The organism is Paenibacillus sp. Y412MC10, from assembly GCF_000024685.1.
In the GTDB taxonomy this organism is placed as follows: Bacteria; Bacillota; Bacilli; order Paenibacillales; family Paenibacillaceae; genus Paenibacillus_AQ; species Paenibacillus_AQ lautus_A.
On the sequence record NC_013406.1, the window covers coordinates 633,803 to 650,458 of the forward strand.

Here is a 16,656-nt window from a genome sequence, read left to right on the forward strand (position 1 = left end):
CCGAAACCGGTTTACCAGGCTGTAGCGGTCATGGCTTTCCAATTCGAAAACCAAAGGAGCGAAACGTTGATGAAAGTATTCCGAAATTCGATTATCCGTAAGTCGGCGGCGTTGGTCTGCGCTGTTCTGCTGATCTTGCCGGCCGGGTTGTCCCTGGCGGCCAACAAGCCCTTCCCCCAGCATACGTCCTATACGAGCGGTTCGATTAAGCCGAACAACGTAACGCAGACCGCGATGGACAATGCGGTCAAGAGCAAATGGAACAGCTGGAAAGGGTCTTTTCTGAAGCCGGCTGCAACCGGGCAATATTACGTCAAATACAATTCCGCGGGCGAGACGGTATCCGAGGCTCACGGTTACGGAATGATTTTCACCGTTCTGATGGCGGGATACGACAGTAATGCGCAGTCGTATTTCGATGGGTTATATCGCTATTACAAGGCGCATCCGAGTGATAACAATCCATATCTGATGGCGTGGAAACAGAACAGCAGCTTCCAGAATATAGAGGGGGCCAACTCGGCAACGGACGGCGATATGGATATTGCTTACGCACTCCTGCTTGCGGACAAGCAGTGGGGAAGCAGCGGATCGATCAATTACCTGCAGGCCGCGAAGGATATCATCAATGCCATCATGAGCAATGACGTCAATCAGTCGCAATGGACGCTGCGTTTGGGCGATTGGGCTACCAGCGGCAACTACAATACCGCCACGCGGCCATCGGATTTCATGCTGAACCATATGAAGGCGTTCCGTGCGGCTACCGGCGATGCCCGTTGGGATAACGTCATTAACAAAACCTATACGATCATCAACTCCATCTATAACGGTTACAGCTCCAATACCGGTTTGCTTCCGGATTTCGTTGTCATGTCGGGCGGCAATTATCAGCCAGCGGCAGCGGGATTCCTGGAGGGGGCGAACGACGGAAAATATTACTACAACTCGGCCCGGACTCCATGGCGGATTACGACCGACTATCTGATGACCGGCGATACGCGCGCGCTGAATCAATTGAATAAAATGAACACGTTCATTAAGTCGGCTGCAAACAGCAATCCTGCCAATATCAAGGCAGGGTATAATCTGAACGGGACCGCGCTGGTGACTTATAACAGCGGAGCGTTCTATGCACCATTCGGCGTAAGCGCGATGACTTCGTCCAGTCACCAGAGCTGGCTGAATTCGGTATGGAATTATACGGCGAACGCATCTGCAGAGGGATATTATGAGGAGAGCATCAAGCTGTTCTCGATGATGGTCATGTCGGGAAATTGGTGGACATATTAACGCATAATGCCCTTTAACTTTATATAAATATAAAACAAAAACCTGATCCGTATTGGATCAGGTTTTTTTGGGTATTTCCTACCATTAATTGATTTATGGAGAAAAATATTAAAAATTAGCATTGATATTTCATAAGGCTCAGTGTTAATATCTTATCAAATATAAAATGTTTTATATTATTCTAAATTAAACAGCCAGAGGTATCGCCATAATGGACATCTTGTTTTTTTATTTATGAAAGGGTTTACAAAAAATCGAGGCGAGGGAGAATCGTATGAACAAGAACATGCTGCGTAAGACGGCTGCCGCAGGAATTGCCGCAATGTTAATGGCAGGAGGCTTAAGTACGGCAGGCCAAGGACCTGCGGCTGGCGTTCCTGACGTGTACGCCGAAGCGGCTCCGCTGAAGAAGGGGGAGAAGGCACCGGTATTCCGGGAGGCTTCCGTGCACGATCCGTCCGTGATCAAAACAGGGGATACCTACTATGTGTTCGGTTCCCATCTGGCCGCGGCCAAATCGAAGGACTTGATGAGCTGGGACATGGTCGCGTCCGGGGTCGCGACCGGCAATCCGCTGATTCCGAACGTAACGGAGGAATTGAGAGAAACGCTGGAATGGGCGCAAAGCGACACATTGTGGGCGGCCGACGTGATTCAGCTGGCAGACGGTAAATTCTATATGTACTATAACGCCTGCAAAGGGGATTCCCCGCGATCCGCCATGGGGATCGCCGTTGCCGATCAGATCGAAGGCCCGTATAAGGACACCGGCATCATTCTGAAATCCGGCATGTGGGACGAGATCAGTGAGGATGGAACCATCTATGATGCAACAAAGCACCCGAATGTCGTCGATCCGGATGTGTTCTTCGATAAGAACGGCAAGCTGTGGATGGTATACGGCTCCTATTCCGGCGGCATTTTCATTATGGAGATGGATCCCAAGACCGGAAAACCGCTGCCTGGGCAAGGATACGGGAAGAAGCTGCTGGGAGGCAATCACAGCCGGATCGAAGGGCCTTACATGGTTTATCACCCGGCCACGGACTATTACTACCTATACCTGTCGTACGGGGGGTTGGATGCGGTTGGCGGCTACAATATGCGGGTGGTCCGATCCAAAAATCCGGATGGTCCTTTCTACGATGCGGAGGGCAACGATATGAGAGAGGTGAAGGCTGATCCTTCCCTTCCGCTTTTTGACGACCGTTCGATTGAGCCGTATGGCGTGAAGCTGATGGGGAACTACCTGTTCAAGCGCCTGGTCGGCGATCCGGGAACGGGGATCGGCACCGGGGCCGTGTCGCCTGGCCATAACTCCGTCTATTACGATGAGCGGAGCAAACGAACATTCCTTATTTTTCACAGCCGCTTCCCGCAGCGCGGGGAAGAGCATGAGATCCGGGTGCATGAGTTGTATATGAATCAGGACGGCTGGCCGGTATCGGCTCCATACCGTTATGCAGGCGAGGAGGCCAAGGAGGCTAAGAAAATCACGCCGAAAGATGCGGCCGGAGACTATAAGCTGATCCAACACGGGAAAGATATTTCGTCCGTCGTCAAAGAATCGGTGCCGATCGAGCTTCATAAGAACGGTAAAGTAACAGGTGCAGCAGAGGGCGCATGGAAGATCAGCGGAAAGCGGGATGTGACGCTTACGCTGAATGGAGAGAGTTATAAGGGCGTAATGACTCCGCAATGGGACCCCGAAGCGAAGCGGCAGACGATGACCTTCACGGCCCTTTCGGCGGACGGTACCGCGGTGTGGGGCGCGCGTCAGCTTGATCGCAGCGACAGGGAACTCGTGGATGCCGTGAAGAGAGACCTTTCCCTCGGGGACGTGAGCCAAGTTTTCTACGATTTGGCTTTGCCGTCCGAGGCTTCCGGAGGTGCCGTCATTCGCTGGACCTCCTCTCATCCCGAAGTCATATCGGCGGAGGGAAAGCTGAATCGTCCTGCTGCCGGGGCGGGGGACGCGAGGGTTACGCTGACCGCTCAGATTACGAGCGGTAAAGCAAAGGCTGCCAAAGCGTTTGACGTAACCGTACTGCAGCAGTCCGCAGGGCCGCTTCTGCTGGGCTATCCGTTCAGCGAGAATAAAGAAGGCACGGCGTTCGACGTCTCGGATAACGGATTTCATGGAAAGATCCTTGGCGGAGTCCGGTGGAATGAGAAGAGCCGGCAGGGAGGCGGAATGGACTTTAATGGCTCGGACGGCTATATTGAACTGCCGAATCGGGTCACCGATACAGAGGACTTTACCTTTGCGGCCTGGGTGTATTGGAAGGGAGGAGCACCGTGGCAGCGGGTGCTGGATGCCGGCAGCGGGCTCGCCAGGCATATGTTCCTGACGCCATCCCAACACGCCGGTGTCCTTCAGTTTACGATTCACGGCAACGGCGGAGACCAGAGCCTCCTTGGCAGTGCCCCGCTTCCGGTGAATGCGTGGACGCATGTAGCCGTGACCCTTCAGGGGGATACGGGCAAATTATACGTGAACGGACAGATGGTTGCCTCTGGCGATCACATGAAGCTGAACCCAAGCGGGCTGCTGACAACGGAAGCTTATTTAGGGAAAAGCCGGTTCGCTGCCGATCCTTACTTTAACGGAAGCTTGGATGAGGTGCGGATGTACAGCAAGGCGCTGACCGACAGTGAAATCAAGAAGCTGGCCGAGTAATCGGCCGTCGTCATGAGGCTCCATCGCGGCAGCTGTGAAGACGCTGATGGTCGGGGGAGCCACCCTGATGCAGGATCTCAATCCGAACTTTGCCTACAAAATGGCCGGGGCTACGGTGGCGGCCATACCGATGCTCATCATCTTCATCATGTTCCAGAAATACTTCACGAGCGGCATCTCGATCGGCGCGGTGAAGGAATAATTCACCTGTGCTTGATGGAACGAAAGAAGGGGTCCCCAAAGATTCTTTGGCAGGGGATGCCCTCTTTTGCTGTTATAAGGCATTCCGCTATGTGACAGTGAGATAATAGACATACGAAGCATCCTTGCCGGAAAAATGGCAAGGATGTTTTTTTAGCGCTTATTTTTTAAAAATAACGGTTGACAGGAGAGCCCACATCATATATCTTGATATTAAGTTAAGTGACTATATAAAAGTTAGTCAATTGAAAGGAGTAAGTGAAAGTGCATAAACGTTAGCGAAGTAAAGCAGGTTAATCATTCTACACCTATATATCTTTATACTAAGATATTAATGAACTGGGTCGATGAATTTCTATAAATAATGAACATGAATATGGAGGCGTACAAAATGGCTATAGATATTGGATTGTTGATACTTCGTTTGGTGGTTGGGTTATCGTTCATGGCGCACGGCGCGCAGAAACTGTTTGGTTGGTTTGGCGGTTACGGGCCGAAAGGGACCGGCGGCTGGATGGAATCGGTGGGCATTAAACCCGGCGTCGCGATCGCGGTGTTGTCAGGTCTGATGGAGCTGGTTGGGGGGCTGCTGCTGGCAGCCGGATTTCTCACGGTGCTCGGTGCAGCGCTGATCACGCTGACGATGCTGGGCGCCATCGTGAAGGTGCATGGCCGGAACGGGTATTGGTCCACAGCGAATGGTTACGAGTATAATTTGCTGTTGATCGCAGTAGCCGTTGCATTGGCACTCACGAGTGCAGGCGCATATTCGCTGGATGCGGTAATCTTTAACTAATCATGATGGGGGCGCGCAGATATGAGTGATTTGACGACATTAATTAAGAGCCGGAGATCGGCTAATCTGTTTATGGAAGGGATTGAAATCCCGGATCAGGATTTAAACGATATCTTTAATGAGGTTAAATATGCTCCTTCGGCTTTTAATTTACAGCATACGCACTATGTGGTGGTTAAGGATCCCGATATCAAGCACACAGTTTACGAAGCCGCCAACAAGCAGCATAAGATACTCACCGCGTCGGCCGTCATCGTGGTGCTGGGGAATAAGCAGGCCTACGAGGATATCGGAAGAATGAACGAGGGCTTTCTGAATTTGGGCGTGATCGACAAGCTTGAATATGACATGACGGTTGAATCGGTCACGAACTTTTATGAAGCGGGCGGAGAAAGCTTTATGAGGGATGAAGCCATTCGGAATGCCAGCCTATCCGCGATGTTATTGATGATGGTGGCCAAGGACAAGGGATGGGATACCTGCCCGATGATCGGATTTGATCCCGATGCCCTGCAGAAGGAACTGAACATTCCGGACGCTTATGTGCCCGCCATGCTGATCGCGATCGGCAAGGAGGATGCGCGCAAACCGCGTCCCCGCGGCTACCGCAAGCCGGTACTGGAATTTGTGAGCTATAACCGATTTTAAGGGATGCAAGAGAGGAACAGAAGCTCTCGAACAGGTTTTTAAACCTGGCGGGAGCTTTTTTTATGTCCATGATAAACATTCCACTCCATAATGACGATGATGAATATAAAGAGGTCGGTGTCGGTGTTATGCCGGTTTTTCGTTATATAACGGGGGTGAACGAAATGAAAAGGGGGAAGCAGCCATATCGGCGGAATGGACAGCTCATGGTTCTGGCCGTCATCATGATGATGCTGACAGCTTGCGCGAAGGAGGCGCCGATAGCCGTACAGACAACGCCATCGACTGTCGCCGCACCGGGTGCAGGGGAAGCCGCGAAACCAGCGGAAATGCCGTCGGCGGCTAAGGAGAGTTTGCGTACGGCATTCCCGCAGGAAGATCCGGACCATCGCCAGGTCAAGCAAGAGGCTGAGCAGCCGGAGGGAGAGCCTAATCGCGATCCCGTCGAAGCGGTTCTCGACATGTACGAAGCGCTTCAGGCTAACGATTCCGCTTCGTATTTCCGTCATGCCGACATTCCGAGCGTCCGAATGTCCCCCGCCATGCTGAAGGTGCTGTTCGAAGAGGCGGGCAAACGTGAAGTGAGAGCGGAACGCTTCAAGCTGTTTGATAAAGAAGGGCTGGATGAGGTAAGCAGCCGGTTGTTATCCCTTACGTACGGGAGCCAGGCCGAAATCGTACTGGAGGAGCTCAGCCAGGGCGATCAGAATCTGTGGTTTGTGACGGCGTTCGCGGATGGGCTTAAAGTGGTGGAGCAATCCACGGTTTATCCGGGGGCTTACGAGCTTGGAAGGGAAGCGACGATGGAAGAGCTTATCGCGGTAGAAATCCAGCATACCGCTGAAGACAGGGCATTCTTTGCCGCGAAAGCGAAGCAGCCCGTATGGAACCCGGTGCAGACCGTTTCCTTGCTGTATCAGGCAGCGCAGGCGGAGGATGCAGAAACCTTTCACGCGATGTCGGGCGGGGTCGAGGGATATTTCTCAGGTCAGTATGACCGGGACATGGTGGAATTTACGGAATGGATGAAATCTTTTGAAAGTGTTCAGCATACGCCCATCGAATCGGTTTCGCGCGAGAATATCGCAGACGGTTATAGCCAAGAATACGATGAACGCTTTGGCGACGGTTGGCAGTTCATTGTGGCCTGGGACCCTCGGGATGAAGGAGGTTACCAAGGGACATCCTGGATTATGGCCCCAAGCGAAGACGGGACGCGATATGTCGTAAAGCAGACGCTTACCGCCAATCTGGAATCCTTCTTTAAGTGAGGAACGAAACACATACATAACAAAGCAAACATAGCAGCCCTGCTCCTGAAGAGCAGGGCTGCTATGCTGTCGGCAAGGGATTGCATGATTATGGCTGGAGATTCTGGAGCATATCCATCGTTTCGTTAATTTTATTGACGGTTTGAACGATGTTGGAATTCTGGAAGTCGGTCACTCCGTTCTGGATTTGATCCATGTAACCGTTGATGTCGGTCAGCAGCGTGTCGTTTAATCCGACCAGCTGTTCATGGATCGTCTGCGCAAAGGCAGGGGCCTCGATACCGTTAAACTCCGAGATCCGGGTTTTCATCGCTTCGAGTTGCTCGGTCAGCGTTTCCTTGGCATCCGTATTAGTGGCTGCCTGCTGGGCGAGCTCCGGGATGGACTCGGCAAATTGGGAAGCTTCATTGATAAAGGTTGTTGCTTCCTTCGTATAATCCAAGGAATTGTTCACGCTGTCCACCAAGGAACATCCGGAGAGAACTCCCAGTACAAGTGAAATCAGCAATAATCGTTTGATCATTTCTCCTCCTCCTGTCGTTTATAACGCAGTTCTTTTACGTTGTATACGGATGACATGGAGAATGGTTGTATTTTTTTCGCATGAGCGGGCAGGTACTTTCAGGCAGCTTCGAACAGAACGCCGGTTGCCGGCAGGATTAATATTTCCCCTGCAGGAAACGAATGAGTTCAATCAAACCTGCCAGGATGCCGCCATGCCTTGGGCTTTCGGCTGATGGAGCGGCCTTCTCGGGCTGGATGCCTTCTCCCAGGGAAGTTACGTCAACGGATGAGGAAGGACCCGTATTCCCGCATAGATGGGGTTTGAGCTTTTGCCCGCTTTTGTCGGCGAACACGATATATTCCTTGCCTGTTTCAAAGGATTCCCAGCCATTGGAATATAGGGTGACGGTAGGGGCATCCGATTCTCCCTTCCACCACTCGGAAACCTGGAATACATATTTGCTTTTGGATATATCGGCTTTAGGGTGGGATGAGGCCAACGTGCCCCTGAATACCGCATCCGAGGTTTTTAACTCCTCGGTAACCTTGCGAGGCTCCGCACATGACAAGGCGGATGCCGTGGAGTGATCTGTGCCAAGCCATAGTCCAAGCGTAAGGGAAAGAGCCATCATGGCGAGAAAGGCTTTTTTCATATCGGCGTCTCCTTTCGGGATGATTATGTATTTAGACGAGGAGAGTATCGCCATTGTTGCAGGTGCTAGCCAAAGAATGGCTGGGGGGCGGTAGAGCCTGGTATAGGATGCGCAGGGGGCTGGCTGCTTAAAAAAACGGCAAATACCCCGCAAGCCATAAATGGCTGCGGAGCAGATTGGACGTACACGCTTATGGTGGCAGGGCACCCATTTTGTAACATGATGGTGGCAGCCCATATAGAAAGTTGAGAACGCTTAGAGCAGGGGCTATATCTGCCTTGCTTCCAGCCGCTTGGCGATGATGGACAGCAGATAATTCAGCGTAAAGTACAGCAAGGATGCGAAGACAAGGGCCGGGATGACATAGGAATAGCTGGAACCGCTTAGGATTTGCACGTTGCGCATCAGCTCAGGCAGCGAAATGATCACGGCGAGCGACGTGTCTTTAATGAGCGAGATGAACTGGCTCACCATGGGCGGGGACATCCGGCGCAGCGCCAGCGGAAGAATGACGTGCCGCAGTGTCTGCATATAAGAGAGGCCCGAGGCCCGGGCCGCTTCGATTTGGCCTTTATCCACCGATACGAGGCCGCTGCGTACGATCTCGGCGATCATGGCCCCTTCAAAAATGCTCAGTCCGACAACAGCCGCCCAGAAGGTCGGGATTCGAATCCCGGTCTGGGGCAGCACCATGCCGATGAAGAATATGATCAGCAGCAGCGGCAGATTGCGGATAATATCCACCAAAAAAGCCGTGGTCCTCGACAGGAAGGGGGTCTTCGTATACCTCACGGTCCCGAGCACGGTTCCGATGATGAAGCTGAATATAATGGATAAGCCGGCAACCTGCACCGTGATCCAAAAGCCTTGAAGGAGATATCGCAGGTTTGGCCAGGAGTATGCACCGATAAAATCCATCTCATGCCACCTCCTGTATATTAGGCAAACTTCGAACGTAACATCAATTGCTTCTCGCGAATCGGCGCTCCATATAGTGGACCGCGAGACTGAGCGGAACGGTCAGGAGCAGGTAGAACAGGGCCACAAACGTATAGACGGGTATGCCTTTGAAGGTGCTCAGGTTAATGAGATCGGCATAATACATCAGGTCGAGTCCGGCGATAACGCCCAGGACCGAGGAGTTTTTGACCAGGTTGATCAATTGGTTGCCGATGGCCGGCAGTACGATTTTGACCGCCTGCGGAAGAATGATGTAGCGCATATTCTGGATATAACTCAGCCCGGAGGAGCGAGCCGCTTCCGACTGCCCTGACGGTACCGCCTGAATGCCTGCCCGAATGGCTTCGGCGATGAAGGCAGCCGTATACACCATCAGCCCGAGCGTGCCCGAGGTGAACGGGTCGACCGGTATGCCGAGGGCGGGCAGGCCCAGGAAAAAGAAAAAGACAACCACGAGGAGCGGGATATTGCGGATAAACTCGACATAAATGGTGCCGATCGCCTTCAAGACGCGGAATGGAGCAATCCGCATAATGGCGATGAAGGTGCCCAGCACCAAGCTGCCGATCAGTCCCAGCAGGCTGGCGAGAATGGTCTGGCCCAGGCCGGCCATGAATTGATCCCAATGCTCGACCAGAATGTTGAAATCCCACAAGGTCACAAGGCTTCACCTCCAATGGGGATGATGATCGTTCGGCCGGTCGAATGAAGGCCGGGCCATTCTGGGAGGAGAGCGGGATGGCTCCCGGTTAGGGGCACGCCTCCTTCGGCCCGGCCCGGCCAAGTCTTGCGGCGGTTATTCCGGCTTTACGCCCATCCATTGCTCATACAGTTTGTCGTATTCGCCGCTGTCTTTCAGCTCCTTCAACAGCTCGTTGACGGTCTTCACGAATTCCGGGTTTCCTTTCTTGATCGCCATGCCGTACGGCTCATCGGTAAAGTTGCCGCCGACCAGCTCGAAGCTCGGGTCCTGCTGCTGCATGCCGAGCAGGATGGAATTGTCGGTGGTCAGGGCATCCCCCTGTCCGGCTTTGAGCGCGGTGAAGGCATCCTGATAATTCTCGAATTCGAGAATGACCGCGTCGGGCGCTTTCTCGCGGATATTTTGCGCGGACGTGGAGCCTTTTACCGTGAGCACCTTCGTATCCTTGTTCAGGCTTTCCAGACCCGTGATCGGGCTGCCCTTCTTCACCAGCAGGGATTGGCCGGCCTCAAAATAGACATCGCTGAAATCCACCTGTTCTTTACGTTCCTCCGTAATGGTCATCGTGGCAATAATGATGTCGATGTCCCCGTTCTTCAGCATGTCGATCCGGGTCTTGGAGGTGACCTCCTTCAGCTCGACCTTGGTCTCGTCGCCGAGAATTTTTTTGGCGAGCGCTTTGGCGATGTCGATATCGAAGCCCTCTACATTGCCAGTGGCCGGGTCCTGCAGTCCGAACAGCTTCGTATCATATTTCACGCCGGCCACCAGCTTGCCCCGTTTTTTGATCGCCTCCAGGGTGTCCGTGCTGCCGGACCCCCCGCATCCGGATGCGATCAGCATGATGACGAGCGCCAGCAGGGCCGCGCTCCACCTGAAGGTCCCCGTAAATCTTCTCTTCATATCTTTCGCTTCCCCCTTAAAAAAGTTATTTTCTCTTCATGCGTTTGGCCCCGAAGGAGCAGCATTGGTGAAGTTTCATCTTCGTCCGTACATGCCATATCCGATTTCTTCACCGGCTAGTGATGCAGCAGGCGGCTCAGAAACGCCCGCGCTCTTTCTTCCTTCGGCTGATTGAAGAACTCGGCAGCCGGGGCGTCCTCGATGATCCGGCCTTCGTCCATAAAGACGATCCGGTCCGCGGCTTCGCGCGCGAAGCCCATCTCATGCGTAACGACGGCCATGGTCATGCCTTGGTGGGCGAGCGAGCGCATGACATCGAGCACCTCGCCGATCATCTCCGGGTCAAGCGCGGACGTTGGTTCGTCAAACAGCATGATCTTCGGATTCATCGTCAATCCGCGGGCAATCGCGACCCGCTGCTGCTGCCCGCCCGAGAGCTGGGAAGGGTAACTGTTCGCTTTGTCGGCGATCCCGACCCGCTGCAGGTACGTCATCGCTTTTTCCGTCGCCTCCGCTTTCGACATTCCCAGCACCTTCATGGGCGCGAGAATGATGTTGTCGATCACCTTTTTGTGCGGATACAGGTTAAAGTGCTGGAAGACCATCCCGATATTCCGCCTGAATGTATTGATGTCGATCTTTCTGTCATGCAGCTTGACGCCATTCACGACGAGCTCGCCATCCGTAATGCTTTCAAGCCGATTGATGCAGCGCAGGAGCGTGCTCTTGCCGGAGCCGGAAGGTCCAACGATGACAACGACTTCCCCCTGGGAAATGGTCAGGTCGATTTCTTTCAGAACATGGAAGGTTCCGAAAAATTTGTTGACGCGGCTAAATTCAATCAGTAGAAATCCCCTCCTATTCACTTCGAATTGGACGCCTGCATGCATGTAAGCTATTGTCCTGTTTGGGTGCCAGGCCCTTTTTACACTGGTATGGCAAAGGGAGCTTGTTCCATGCCACTTTTAGGAAAATTTAGTATCCAAGCGGTGGGGAGTGAGATATAATAGGGGGCGTAATCTTATGAAGGAGGCAACATGGAGAAACGTGCAAAATTAACCGAAATCGACCTGGTTCGGGGCTTTGCGATGATGGGTGTGCTGATGGTGCATGCGACGTCGTTCGCCACAGTTCAGATGCGCGGGGACGATTTTTTTGGCTTGTATAACTTCCTGAACATATTTTCGAAGGTTGGAACGACCACCTTCATATTTCTGAGCAGCTTCGTGCTGTTCTATAACTATTATCACCGCCCGTTCAAGGGCCGTGACCTTGGGCGCTTCTTCAAAAACCGGCTGATGTATATCCTGGTGCCGTATGTGCTGTTCTCGGTTTTGTTCTTTACGGTGGCCTGGTATCATCGCGGGGGCGAGTCCGATCTGGCGGCGATGCTGGAGAGCTTCTGGCCCAAGCTGGCGACGGGAAAATCCTACACGCACTTGTATTTCATTTTCATTAACATTCAGTTCTACGTGCTGTTCCCGCTCGTATTGATGCTGCTCAAGCGATTCCGCGGCTTCGCGGCGGTCTGCGTGCTGGTCGGCATTGTACTGCAGTGGTTGTTCTACATCGGCAATGATGCCTGGTGGGACGTAACGAACCGGAACAGCTGGTCGCTGTCGTTTCTGTCGTATTATTTTCTCGGGGCATGGATAGGGATCTACTATGACCGGGTTAAGAACTGGCTGACATCAGCGCAGCAGGCAGCAAGACCGGCGCTGCGCAAGCTGGGCTGGATCTTGCTCTGGGCGGTATGGCTGGGCGCCGCGCTGGTGCATATCGGCCTTCGATACAATCAGCGGCTGCTGGGGACGGAATATCACCCGTTGCTCTACGATGCCTTTTGGAATGTGCATACGTTAACCACCGCCCTGGTTATGCTCCAGGTCGCGCTGCTGTTCGGGAATAAGAGCGCTTGGTGGTTGAACGGGTTCAGACGGCTCGGGGTATATTCCTTCGGCGTTTATCTGGTGCATCCGCTGGTGCTGCTCTTTTACCGGGACTTTCCTCCGCGGACGGAGAACTCCTGGCTGCTGCTCGCGTGGTATGCCGGCGGGCTTGTCAGCGCGGTGGCGGTTTCGTATATAGCGGTCTACGGCATTAGCCGCCTGGGAGGCTGGACCTGGATCTTCTTCGGTAAGCTGCCGGGCAGCTTGCGGAAGGCAAAAGCATCCATTCCTTCGGTTCCAGTCAAGCCAGTGACGGAGGTATCATCCTAATTTTGGAATATGGGAAAGGCGTTATCCTCGATAGGAGGAGAGCGCCTTTTTCGGTTGGCCGGCGGCCGATATTTCAGGATGATTCCCTGATTTTCGGAATGAGGCTTATTGCCCTGCATGACATGTTATATTTTGTTTGATGTTTGGCCTATGGGTGGAATATCGTCGTTGATAGGTACAGGTCAATTACATTCGTTACAGACATGGAAGCGAGGGAATGCCAATATGAATGATAGCGGAAATCCTTTGGTAAGCGGTTTTGTTAAGGCGGACGGCAAACGCGTGGTGAACGGGGACGGGCAGGAAATTCTGCTGCAGGGGGTCGGGCTTGGTAGCTGGCTGCTGCCGGAAGGCTACATGTGGAAGATGCCGGACCAGGGAGACCGCCCGCGGCGCATCGAAGGCATGATCAGGGAGCTGATCGGCGAGGAGAAGGCGGCCGCGTTCTGGAAGACCTATTATGATCGGTATATCTCGGAAGCCGATATCCGGCAGATCGCCGCGGAAGGCTTCAATTCCATCCGGGTGCCGATCAATGCCAGGTTTATCATGGAGGAAGGGCAGCATCCGCCGTTTGCCTATCATGAAGGCCATCTGAGGCTCATCGATCGGGTGATCGATTGGTGCAGGACGTATTCGCTGTATGTTATTCTGGATTTGCATGGCGCGCCCGGCGGGCAGACCGGCGCCAATATCGACGATTCCGAGCGGGATTTGCCGGAGCTGTTCACGGATCGGCTGAACGCGGAGCGGACCGTGGCGCTGTGGCGTATGCTGGCGGAACGATATAAAGACGAGTGGATCGTTGCCGGTTACGACCTGCTTAACGAACCGCTGCCCGACTGGTTCAGCGAGTACAATGACCGGGTGATGCCGCTGTATAAGGAAATCACCGCGGCCATACGCGAAGTGGACAAGCGTCATATGATCATTCTGGAAGGCGTGCACTGGTCTACGGACTGGAGCATATTTGACGATAAATTCGATGATAACCTGATGCTGCAGTTCCATAAATATTGGAACAATCCCGACACGGAGAGCATTCAGAAGTATATCGATCTGCGCGAGGAGTGGAATGTGCCGATCTTCATGGGCGAAGGCGGGGAGAACAACCCGCAGTGGTATACGGGGGCCTTCCGGATGTTCGAGGACCATAACATATCCTGGAACTTCTGGACCTGGAAGAAGATGAACACCCGGAATTCGCCGTTCTCGATCCGCATGCCGGAAGGCTGGGATAAGCTGACGGGTTACCTGGAAGGCGGTGAGAAGCCGTCTCCAGCCGAAGCGGAAGCGATTCTTGGCGAATACCTGGACCGTCTTCCGCTGGAAGCCTGCGATGCCTACCCGAACGTAGCCCGGTCGCTGCTGCGTCGGCTGCCCATTCAGATTCCGGCGGAGTTTTACGGGTATCGGGGCGAGGGCGTTTCGTATCATGTCGAGAAGAAGGCCAGCCAGAATATCGGCTTCCGCATTTCTGACGGCGTTCCGATGCGGATGATGACGGGCAAGGCGGAGAAGCCGAGCTACGCTTCGGAAGGCGGCAAGCCGTGGGCAGAGGATAACCTGGTATGCGTGCAGCTCCGGGAGGGCGATTGGCTTGCTTATGATGCGCTTTGCGCTGGCGCAGGCATCTTTCATCTGGATGTTCGGGCCCTGATTCCGGAGGGTGCGGTGGATATTATGCTGCAGGTCGGGGATCGGGAGCCTGAAGCCATTTCCTTGTCGGGCACGGGCGAAGGACAGTGGCACGTTCATAGGCTGGCCGGGGGGATGCCGATTGAGGAAGGCCCCGTGGATCTGGTGTTCATGGTGAATAAGGGCCGCATCGAGCTGGATTGGCTGGAATTTACCGAAGCGCGTTAAATGGATAAGGTGAAGGAGAGATGGTGCTGTGACGGAACAGGCGGCAATATCAGAAGGATTGTGCCGATGGCTGGACGGCTCCGATCTGGAGTCGAAGCAATACGAAGCGATGCTGCTATTGAGCGTAACGGAAGATGGATGGCCGAATACGGCCATGCTCAGCGTAGGGGAGGTTCTGGCCTTGGACCGGAACCGGCTTCGGATTGCATTATGGCAGGGGACGGTTACGACGGGCAATCTCCTTCGGTCCGGACAGGCTACCTTGGTAGCCATTCATGATGGAGCGGCTCATTATGTTCGGCTGCGCCTCCAGGCGCTTCCCGATCTGCCCGATGCCCGGCATCCGCGGCAGCGTTTCGATGCCGAGGTCGTCGCCGTTCGCGAGGATATCGCGAAGTATGCGGATATTACGTCGGCTATCAGGTTTCAGCTTCACGAGCCGGATCAAGCGTTGGAACGGTGGAAGGAAACGCTTGAGGAATTGCGGAAGTAACGAGGGTTGTTCGTATAATTCCTGCTCCATATATAACTCCCGGGATATGACGGGAGTTATATATGCCTGCTCGTGCTTAATCGGAATGATGCCGAAGAAGACAACTTTAATTTTTCCGCAGAATCTTTTGCTTAGGTATTTGCTATCGTCGTTCAAATGTGTTAAGATATGAATATCGAAATCGACCTGAATTCACATATTGTAGAGGGTTGTCATTTCTGGTAACCTTGTGCAATATGTGAATTTTTTTATTCCGTCTGCGAAGAAAAAAGGTCATGTAAATATATATCAAGGAGGATTCCCCCATGCAAACAGGAACTGTTAAATGGTTTAATGCTGAAAAGGGCTTTGGTTTCATCGAAGTTGAAGGCGGTAACGATGTATTCGTTCACTTCAGCGCGATCCAAGGCGACGGCTTCAAAACGCTTGACGAAGGCCAACGCGTTGAATTCAACATCGTTGAAGGAAACCGTGGACCACAAGCTGAGAACGTTGTTAAATTGTAATTACAATTGAAGACTGCCCTTAATGTGCGACATTAAGGGCAGTTTTCTTTTATACGGCGTTTCTATTTTCTAAGACGAGAATAAGGAGGAGCGTTCATGTATTCGCGTAAAAACTCGATGGAGAGTATTCCTGAGGAAATAACGGAAGTGTGGGCATGCACGAAGGAAGACTGCAAAGGGTGGATGCGGGACGATTTTGCGTTCGACACGGAACCGGTATGCCATTTGTGTCATTCCCCTATGGTCAAGGAAACGAGAAGCCTGCCGCAGCTAGTTAATACCAATAAACAACAGAAATCTCTTGCTAAGGGGATTCAGATCGAGCGCAAATAGCAGCTAATACCTAGAGAAAGCGCTGGGCAAACACTAATTCTTCTTGAAGCTACCTTCGGATTTTATGGTAAATCCGTCTATTTCTGTTTCATTGGAAGGAGAATGGTTAGTAATACGTGTACCCTTACATTCTGGGTCAGAATGATTTCGCAGCATAAGGGACGCAAAATTCAAAGGAGTGAAATGTATTGAACACGCAAACCGAGGTACTGAAGCGTAACATCGACAACATGATCATTCAGGAGAACCAAGGCGGCTTGAACGATCAGGAGAAATTCATCATGCAGAAGCTGATGCGTGAGAAATACCAGCAGGAACACGAAAGCAAACAGGAACAGCGCGAGGAAGACAAAGAGGAATAACGGGGAAACCGTTTGATATACGTTAGAACAAGGATGACATGGAAGCCTTGCCGATCAGAGAATCGGCTTGGGGCAGTAAATCATCCAAGAGAGAAGGCATGAATGGCAGCTACTGAGGCGGCTGCTGTTCATGCCTTTTTTTTGTGTCCCGGTCAGGAATGGGAACGATATTTCGTTTGGGGGGCGCAATTTTCGTTCTTGCCGTTGTTTACCCGAAAAATGAGCCCCTTGATACGAAATCTGAAACCTTACATGCAGACCATGT

18 protein-coding genes are annotated in these 16,656 nt (G+C 52.8%); 12 read left to right on the forward strand and 6 right to left on the reverse strand.

The annotated features are described in order from the left end of the window. Positions 1 to 69 precede the first annotated feature (69 nt). The 6 genes from GYMC10_RS02675 (at position 70) to GYMC10_RS02695 (ending at position 6,889) form a co-directional block, all read left to right on the forward strand. On the forward strand, positions 70 to 1,293 hold the full coding sequence (locus tag GYMC10_RS02675; RefSeq protein WP_012818727.1) for a glycosyl hydrolase family 8: 1,224 nt from the start codon (positions 70 to 72) through the stop codon (positions 1,291 to 1,293). Positions 1,294 to 1,567: 274 nt separating this feature from the next. Then, complete coding sequence (locus GYMC10_RS02680) at positions 1,568 to 3,973, forward strand: LamG-like jellyroll fold domain-containing protein (protein WP_012818728.1); 2,406 nt, start codon at positions 1,568 to 1,570, stop codon at positions 3,971 to 3,973. A gap of 67 nt (positions 3,974 to 4,040) precedes the next feature. Further along, positions 4,041 to 4,175 carry a sugar ABC transporter permease gene (locus tag GYMC10_RS31720; protein WP_081746347.1) on the forward strand — a complete coding sequence of 45 codons (135 nt, stop codon included), beginning with the start codon at positions 4,041 to 4,043 and terminating at the stop codon, positions 4,173 to 4,175. 390 nt (positions 4,176 to 4,565) lie between these two features. Further along, positions 4,566 to 4,970, forward strand: a complete 405-nt coding sequence (locus GYMC10_RS02685) for a DoxX family protein (protein WP_012818730.1) — start codon at positions 4,566 to 4,568, stop codon at positions 4,968 to 4,970. 21 nt (positions 4,971 to 4,991) lie between these two features. Then, on the forward strand, positions 4,992 to 5,618 hold the full coding sequence (locus GYMC10_RS02690; RefSeq protein ID WP_012818731.1) for a nitroreductase family protein: 627 nt from the start codon (positions 4,992 to 4,994) through the stop codon (positions 5,616 to 5,618). Between the two features lie 62 nt (positions 5,619 to 5,680). After that, the gene (locus GYMC10_RS02695) at positions 5,681 to 6,889 is read left to right on the forward strand and encodes a hypothetical protein (RefSeq protein ID WP_012818732.1); all 1,209 of its coding nucleotides are present in this window, start codon (positions 5,681 to 5,683) and stop codon (positions 6,887 to 6,889) included. 88 nt (positions 6,890 to 6,977) lie between these two features. Here the strand turns inward: GYMC10_RS02695 and GYMC10_RS02700 are convergent, their stop codons facing one another. The 6 genes from GYMC10_RS02700 to GYMC10_RS02725 form a co-directional block, all read right to left on the reverse strand. Next, a complete protein-coding gene (locus GYMC10_RS02700; protein ID WP_012818733.1) occupies positions 6,978 to 7,412 on the reverse strand; it encodes a DUF6376 family protein in 435 nt (144 codons plus the stop codon). Between the two features lie 136 nt (positions 7,413 to 7,548). Beyond that, positions 7,549 to 8,046 carry a hypothetical protein gene (locus GYMC10_RS02705; protein ID WP_012818734.1) on the reverse strand — a complete coding sequence of 166 codons (498 nt, stop codon included), beginning with the start codon at positions 8,044 to 8,046 and terminating at the stop codon, positions 7,549 to 7,551. 267 nt (positions 8,047 to 8,313) lie between these two features. Next, on the reverse strand, positions 8,314 to 8,964 hold the full coding sequence (locus GYMC10_RS02710) for an amino acid ABC transporter permease (RefSeq protein ID WP_009595092.1): 651 nt from the start codon (positions 8,962 to 8,964) through the stop codon (positions 8,314 to 8,316). Positions 8,965 to 9,007: 43 nt separating this feature from the next. Continuing rightward, complete coding sequence (locus tag GYMC10_RS02715) at positions 9,008 to 9,661, reverse strand: amino acid ABC transporter permease (RefSeq protein WP_036664979.1); 654 nt, start codon at positions 9,659 to 9,661, stop codon at positions 9,008 to 9,010. A gap of 141 nt (positions 9,662 to 9,802) precedes the next feature. Then, positions 9,803 to 10,612, reverse strand: coding sequence for an ABC transporter substrate-binding protein (locus tag GYMC10_RS02720; RefSeq protein ID WP_009595086.1), 810 nt, complete (start codon positions 10,610 to 10,612; stop codon positions 9,803 to 9,805). Between the two features lie 116 nt (positions 10,613 to 10,728). Further along, positions 10,729 to 11,502: an amino acid ABC transporter ATP-binding protein gene (locus tag GYMC10_RS02725; protein WP_049788662.1), complete on the reverse strand. Its 774-nt coding sequence runs from the start codon at positions 11,500 to 11,502 to the stop codon at positions 10,729 to 10,731. Between the two features lie 147 nt (positions 11,503 to 11,649). Between GYMC10_RS02725 and GYMC10_RS02730 the strand changes: the two genes are divergently transcribed. The 6 genes from GYMC10_RS02730 (at position 11,650) to GYMC10_RS32405 (ending at position 16,391) form a co-directional block, all read left to right on the forward strand. Continuing rightward, positions 11,650 to 12,831, forward strand: coding sequence for an acyltransferase (locus tag GYMC10_RS02730; protein ID WP_012818736.1), 1,182 nt, complete (start codon positions 11,650 to 11,652; stop codon positions 12,829 to 12,831). Between the two features lie 225 nt (positions 12,832 to 13,056). Beyond that, on the forward strand, positions 13,057 to 14,697 hold the full coding sequence (locus GYMC10_RS02735; RefSeq protein ID WP_012818737.1) for a glycoside hydrolase family 5 protein: 1,641 nt from the start codon (positions 13,057 to 13,059) through the stop codon (positions 14,695 to 14,697). A 28-nt stretch (positions 14,698 to 14,725) separates the two neighbouring features. Beyond that, on the forward strand, positions 14,726 to 15,190 hold the full coding sequence (locus GYMC10_RS02740; protein ID WP_012818738.1) for a pyridoxamine 5'-phosphate oxidase family protein: 465 nt from the start codon (positions 14,726 to 14,728) through the stop codon (positions 15,188 to 15,190). 305 nt (positions 15,191 to 15,495) lie between these two features. Then, complete coding sequence (gene cspD / locus GYMC10_RS02745; RefSeq protein WP_006207896.1) at positions 15,496 to 15,696, forward strand: cold-shock protein CspD; 201 nt, start codon at positions 15,496 to 15,498, stop codon at positions 15,694 to 15,696. Positions 15,697 to 15,792: 96 nt separating this feature from the next. Continuing rightward, a complete protein-coding gene (locus tag GYMC10_RS02750; RefSeq protein WP_012818739.1) occupies positions 15,793 to 16,029 on the forward strand; it encodes a cold-shock protein in 237 nt (78 codons plus the stop codon). Between the two features lie 188 nt (positions 16,030 to 16,217). Continuing rightward, on the forward strand, positions 16,218 to 16,391 hold the full coding sequence (locus GYMC10_RS32405; RefSeq protein WP_009591843.1) for a hypothetical protein: 174 nt from the start codon (positions 16,218 to 16,220) through the stop codon (positions 16,389 to 16,391). Positions 16,392 to 16,656: the final 265 nt, after the last annotated feature.

Bases quoted from the DNA above. Each gene is read 5' to 3' on its own strand.
- GYMC10_RS02690 (WP_012818731.1), top strand. From the start codon at position 4,992: ATGAGTGATTTGACGACATTAATTAAGAGCCGGAGATCGGCTAATCTG.
- GYMC10_RS02685 (WP_012818730.1), top strand. From the start codon at position 4,566: ATGGCTATAGATATTGGATTGTTGATACTTCGTTTGGTGGTTGGGTTA.
- cspD (WP_006207896.1), top strand. From the start codon at position 15,496: ATGCAAACAGGAACTGTTAAATGGTTTAATGCTGAAAAGGGCTTTGGT.
- GYMC10_RS02720 (WP_009595086.1), bottom strand. From the start codon at position 10,612: ATGAAGAGAAGATTTACGGGGACCTTCAGGTGGAGCGCGGCCCTGCTG.
- GYMC10_RS02735 (WP_012818737.1), top strand. From the start codon at position 13,057: ATGAATGATAGCGGAAATCCTTTGGTAAGCGGTTTTGTTAAGGCGGAC.
- GYMC10_RS02680 (WP_012818728.1), top strand. From the start codon at position 1,568: ATGAACAAGAACATGCTGCGTAAGACGGCTGCCGCAGGAATTGCCGCA.
- GYMC10_RS02705 (WP_012818734.1), bottom strand. From the start codon at position 8,046: ATGAAAAAAGCCTTTCTCGCCATGATGGCTCTTTCCCTTACGCTTGGA.
- GYMC10_RS02710 (WP_009595092.1), bottom strand. From the start codon at position 8,964: ATGGATTTTATCGGTGCATACTCCTGGCCAAACCTGCGATATCTCCTT.
- GYMC10_RS31720 (WP_081746347.1), top strand. From the start codon at position 4,041: ATGCAGGATCTCAATCCGAACTTTGCCTACAAAATGGCCGGGGCTACG.
- GYMC10_RS02730 (WP_012818736.1), top strand. From the start codon at position 11,650: ATGGAGAAACGTGCAAAATTAACCGAAATCGACCTGGTTCGGGGCTTT.
- GYMC10_RS02695 (WP_012818732.1), top strand. From the start codon at position 5,681: ATGTCCATGATAAACATTCCACTCCATAATGACGATGATGAATATAAA.
- GYMC10_RS02700 (WP_012818733.1), bottom strand. From the start codon at position 7,412: ATGATCAAACGATTATTGCTGATTTCACTTGTACTGGGAGTTCTCTCC.
- GYMC10_RS02725 (WP_049788662.1), bottom strand. From the start codon at position 11,502: ATGCATGCAGGCGTCCAATTCGAAGTGAATAGGAGGGGATTTCTACTG.
- GYMC10_RS02675 (WP_012818727.1), top strand. From the start codon at position 70: ATGAAAGTATTCCGAAATTCGATTATCCGTAAGTCGGCGGCGTTGGTC.
- GYMC10_RS02750 (WP_012818739.1), top strand. From the start codon at position 15,793: ATGTATTCGCGTAAAAACTCGATGGAGAGTATTCCTGAGGAAATAACG.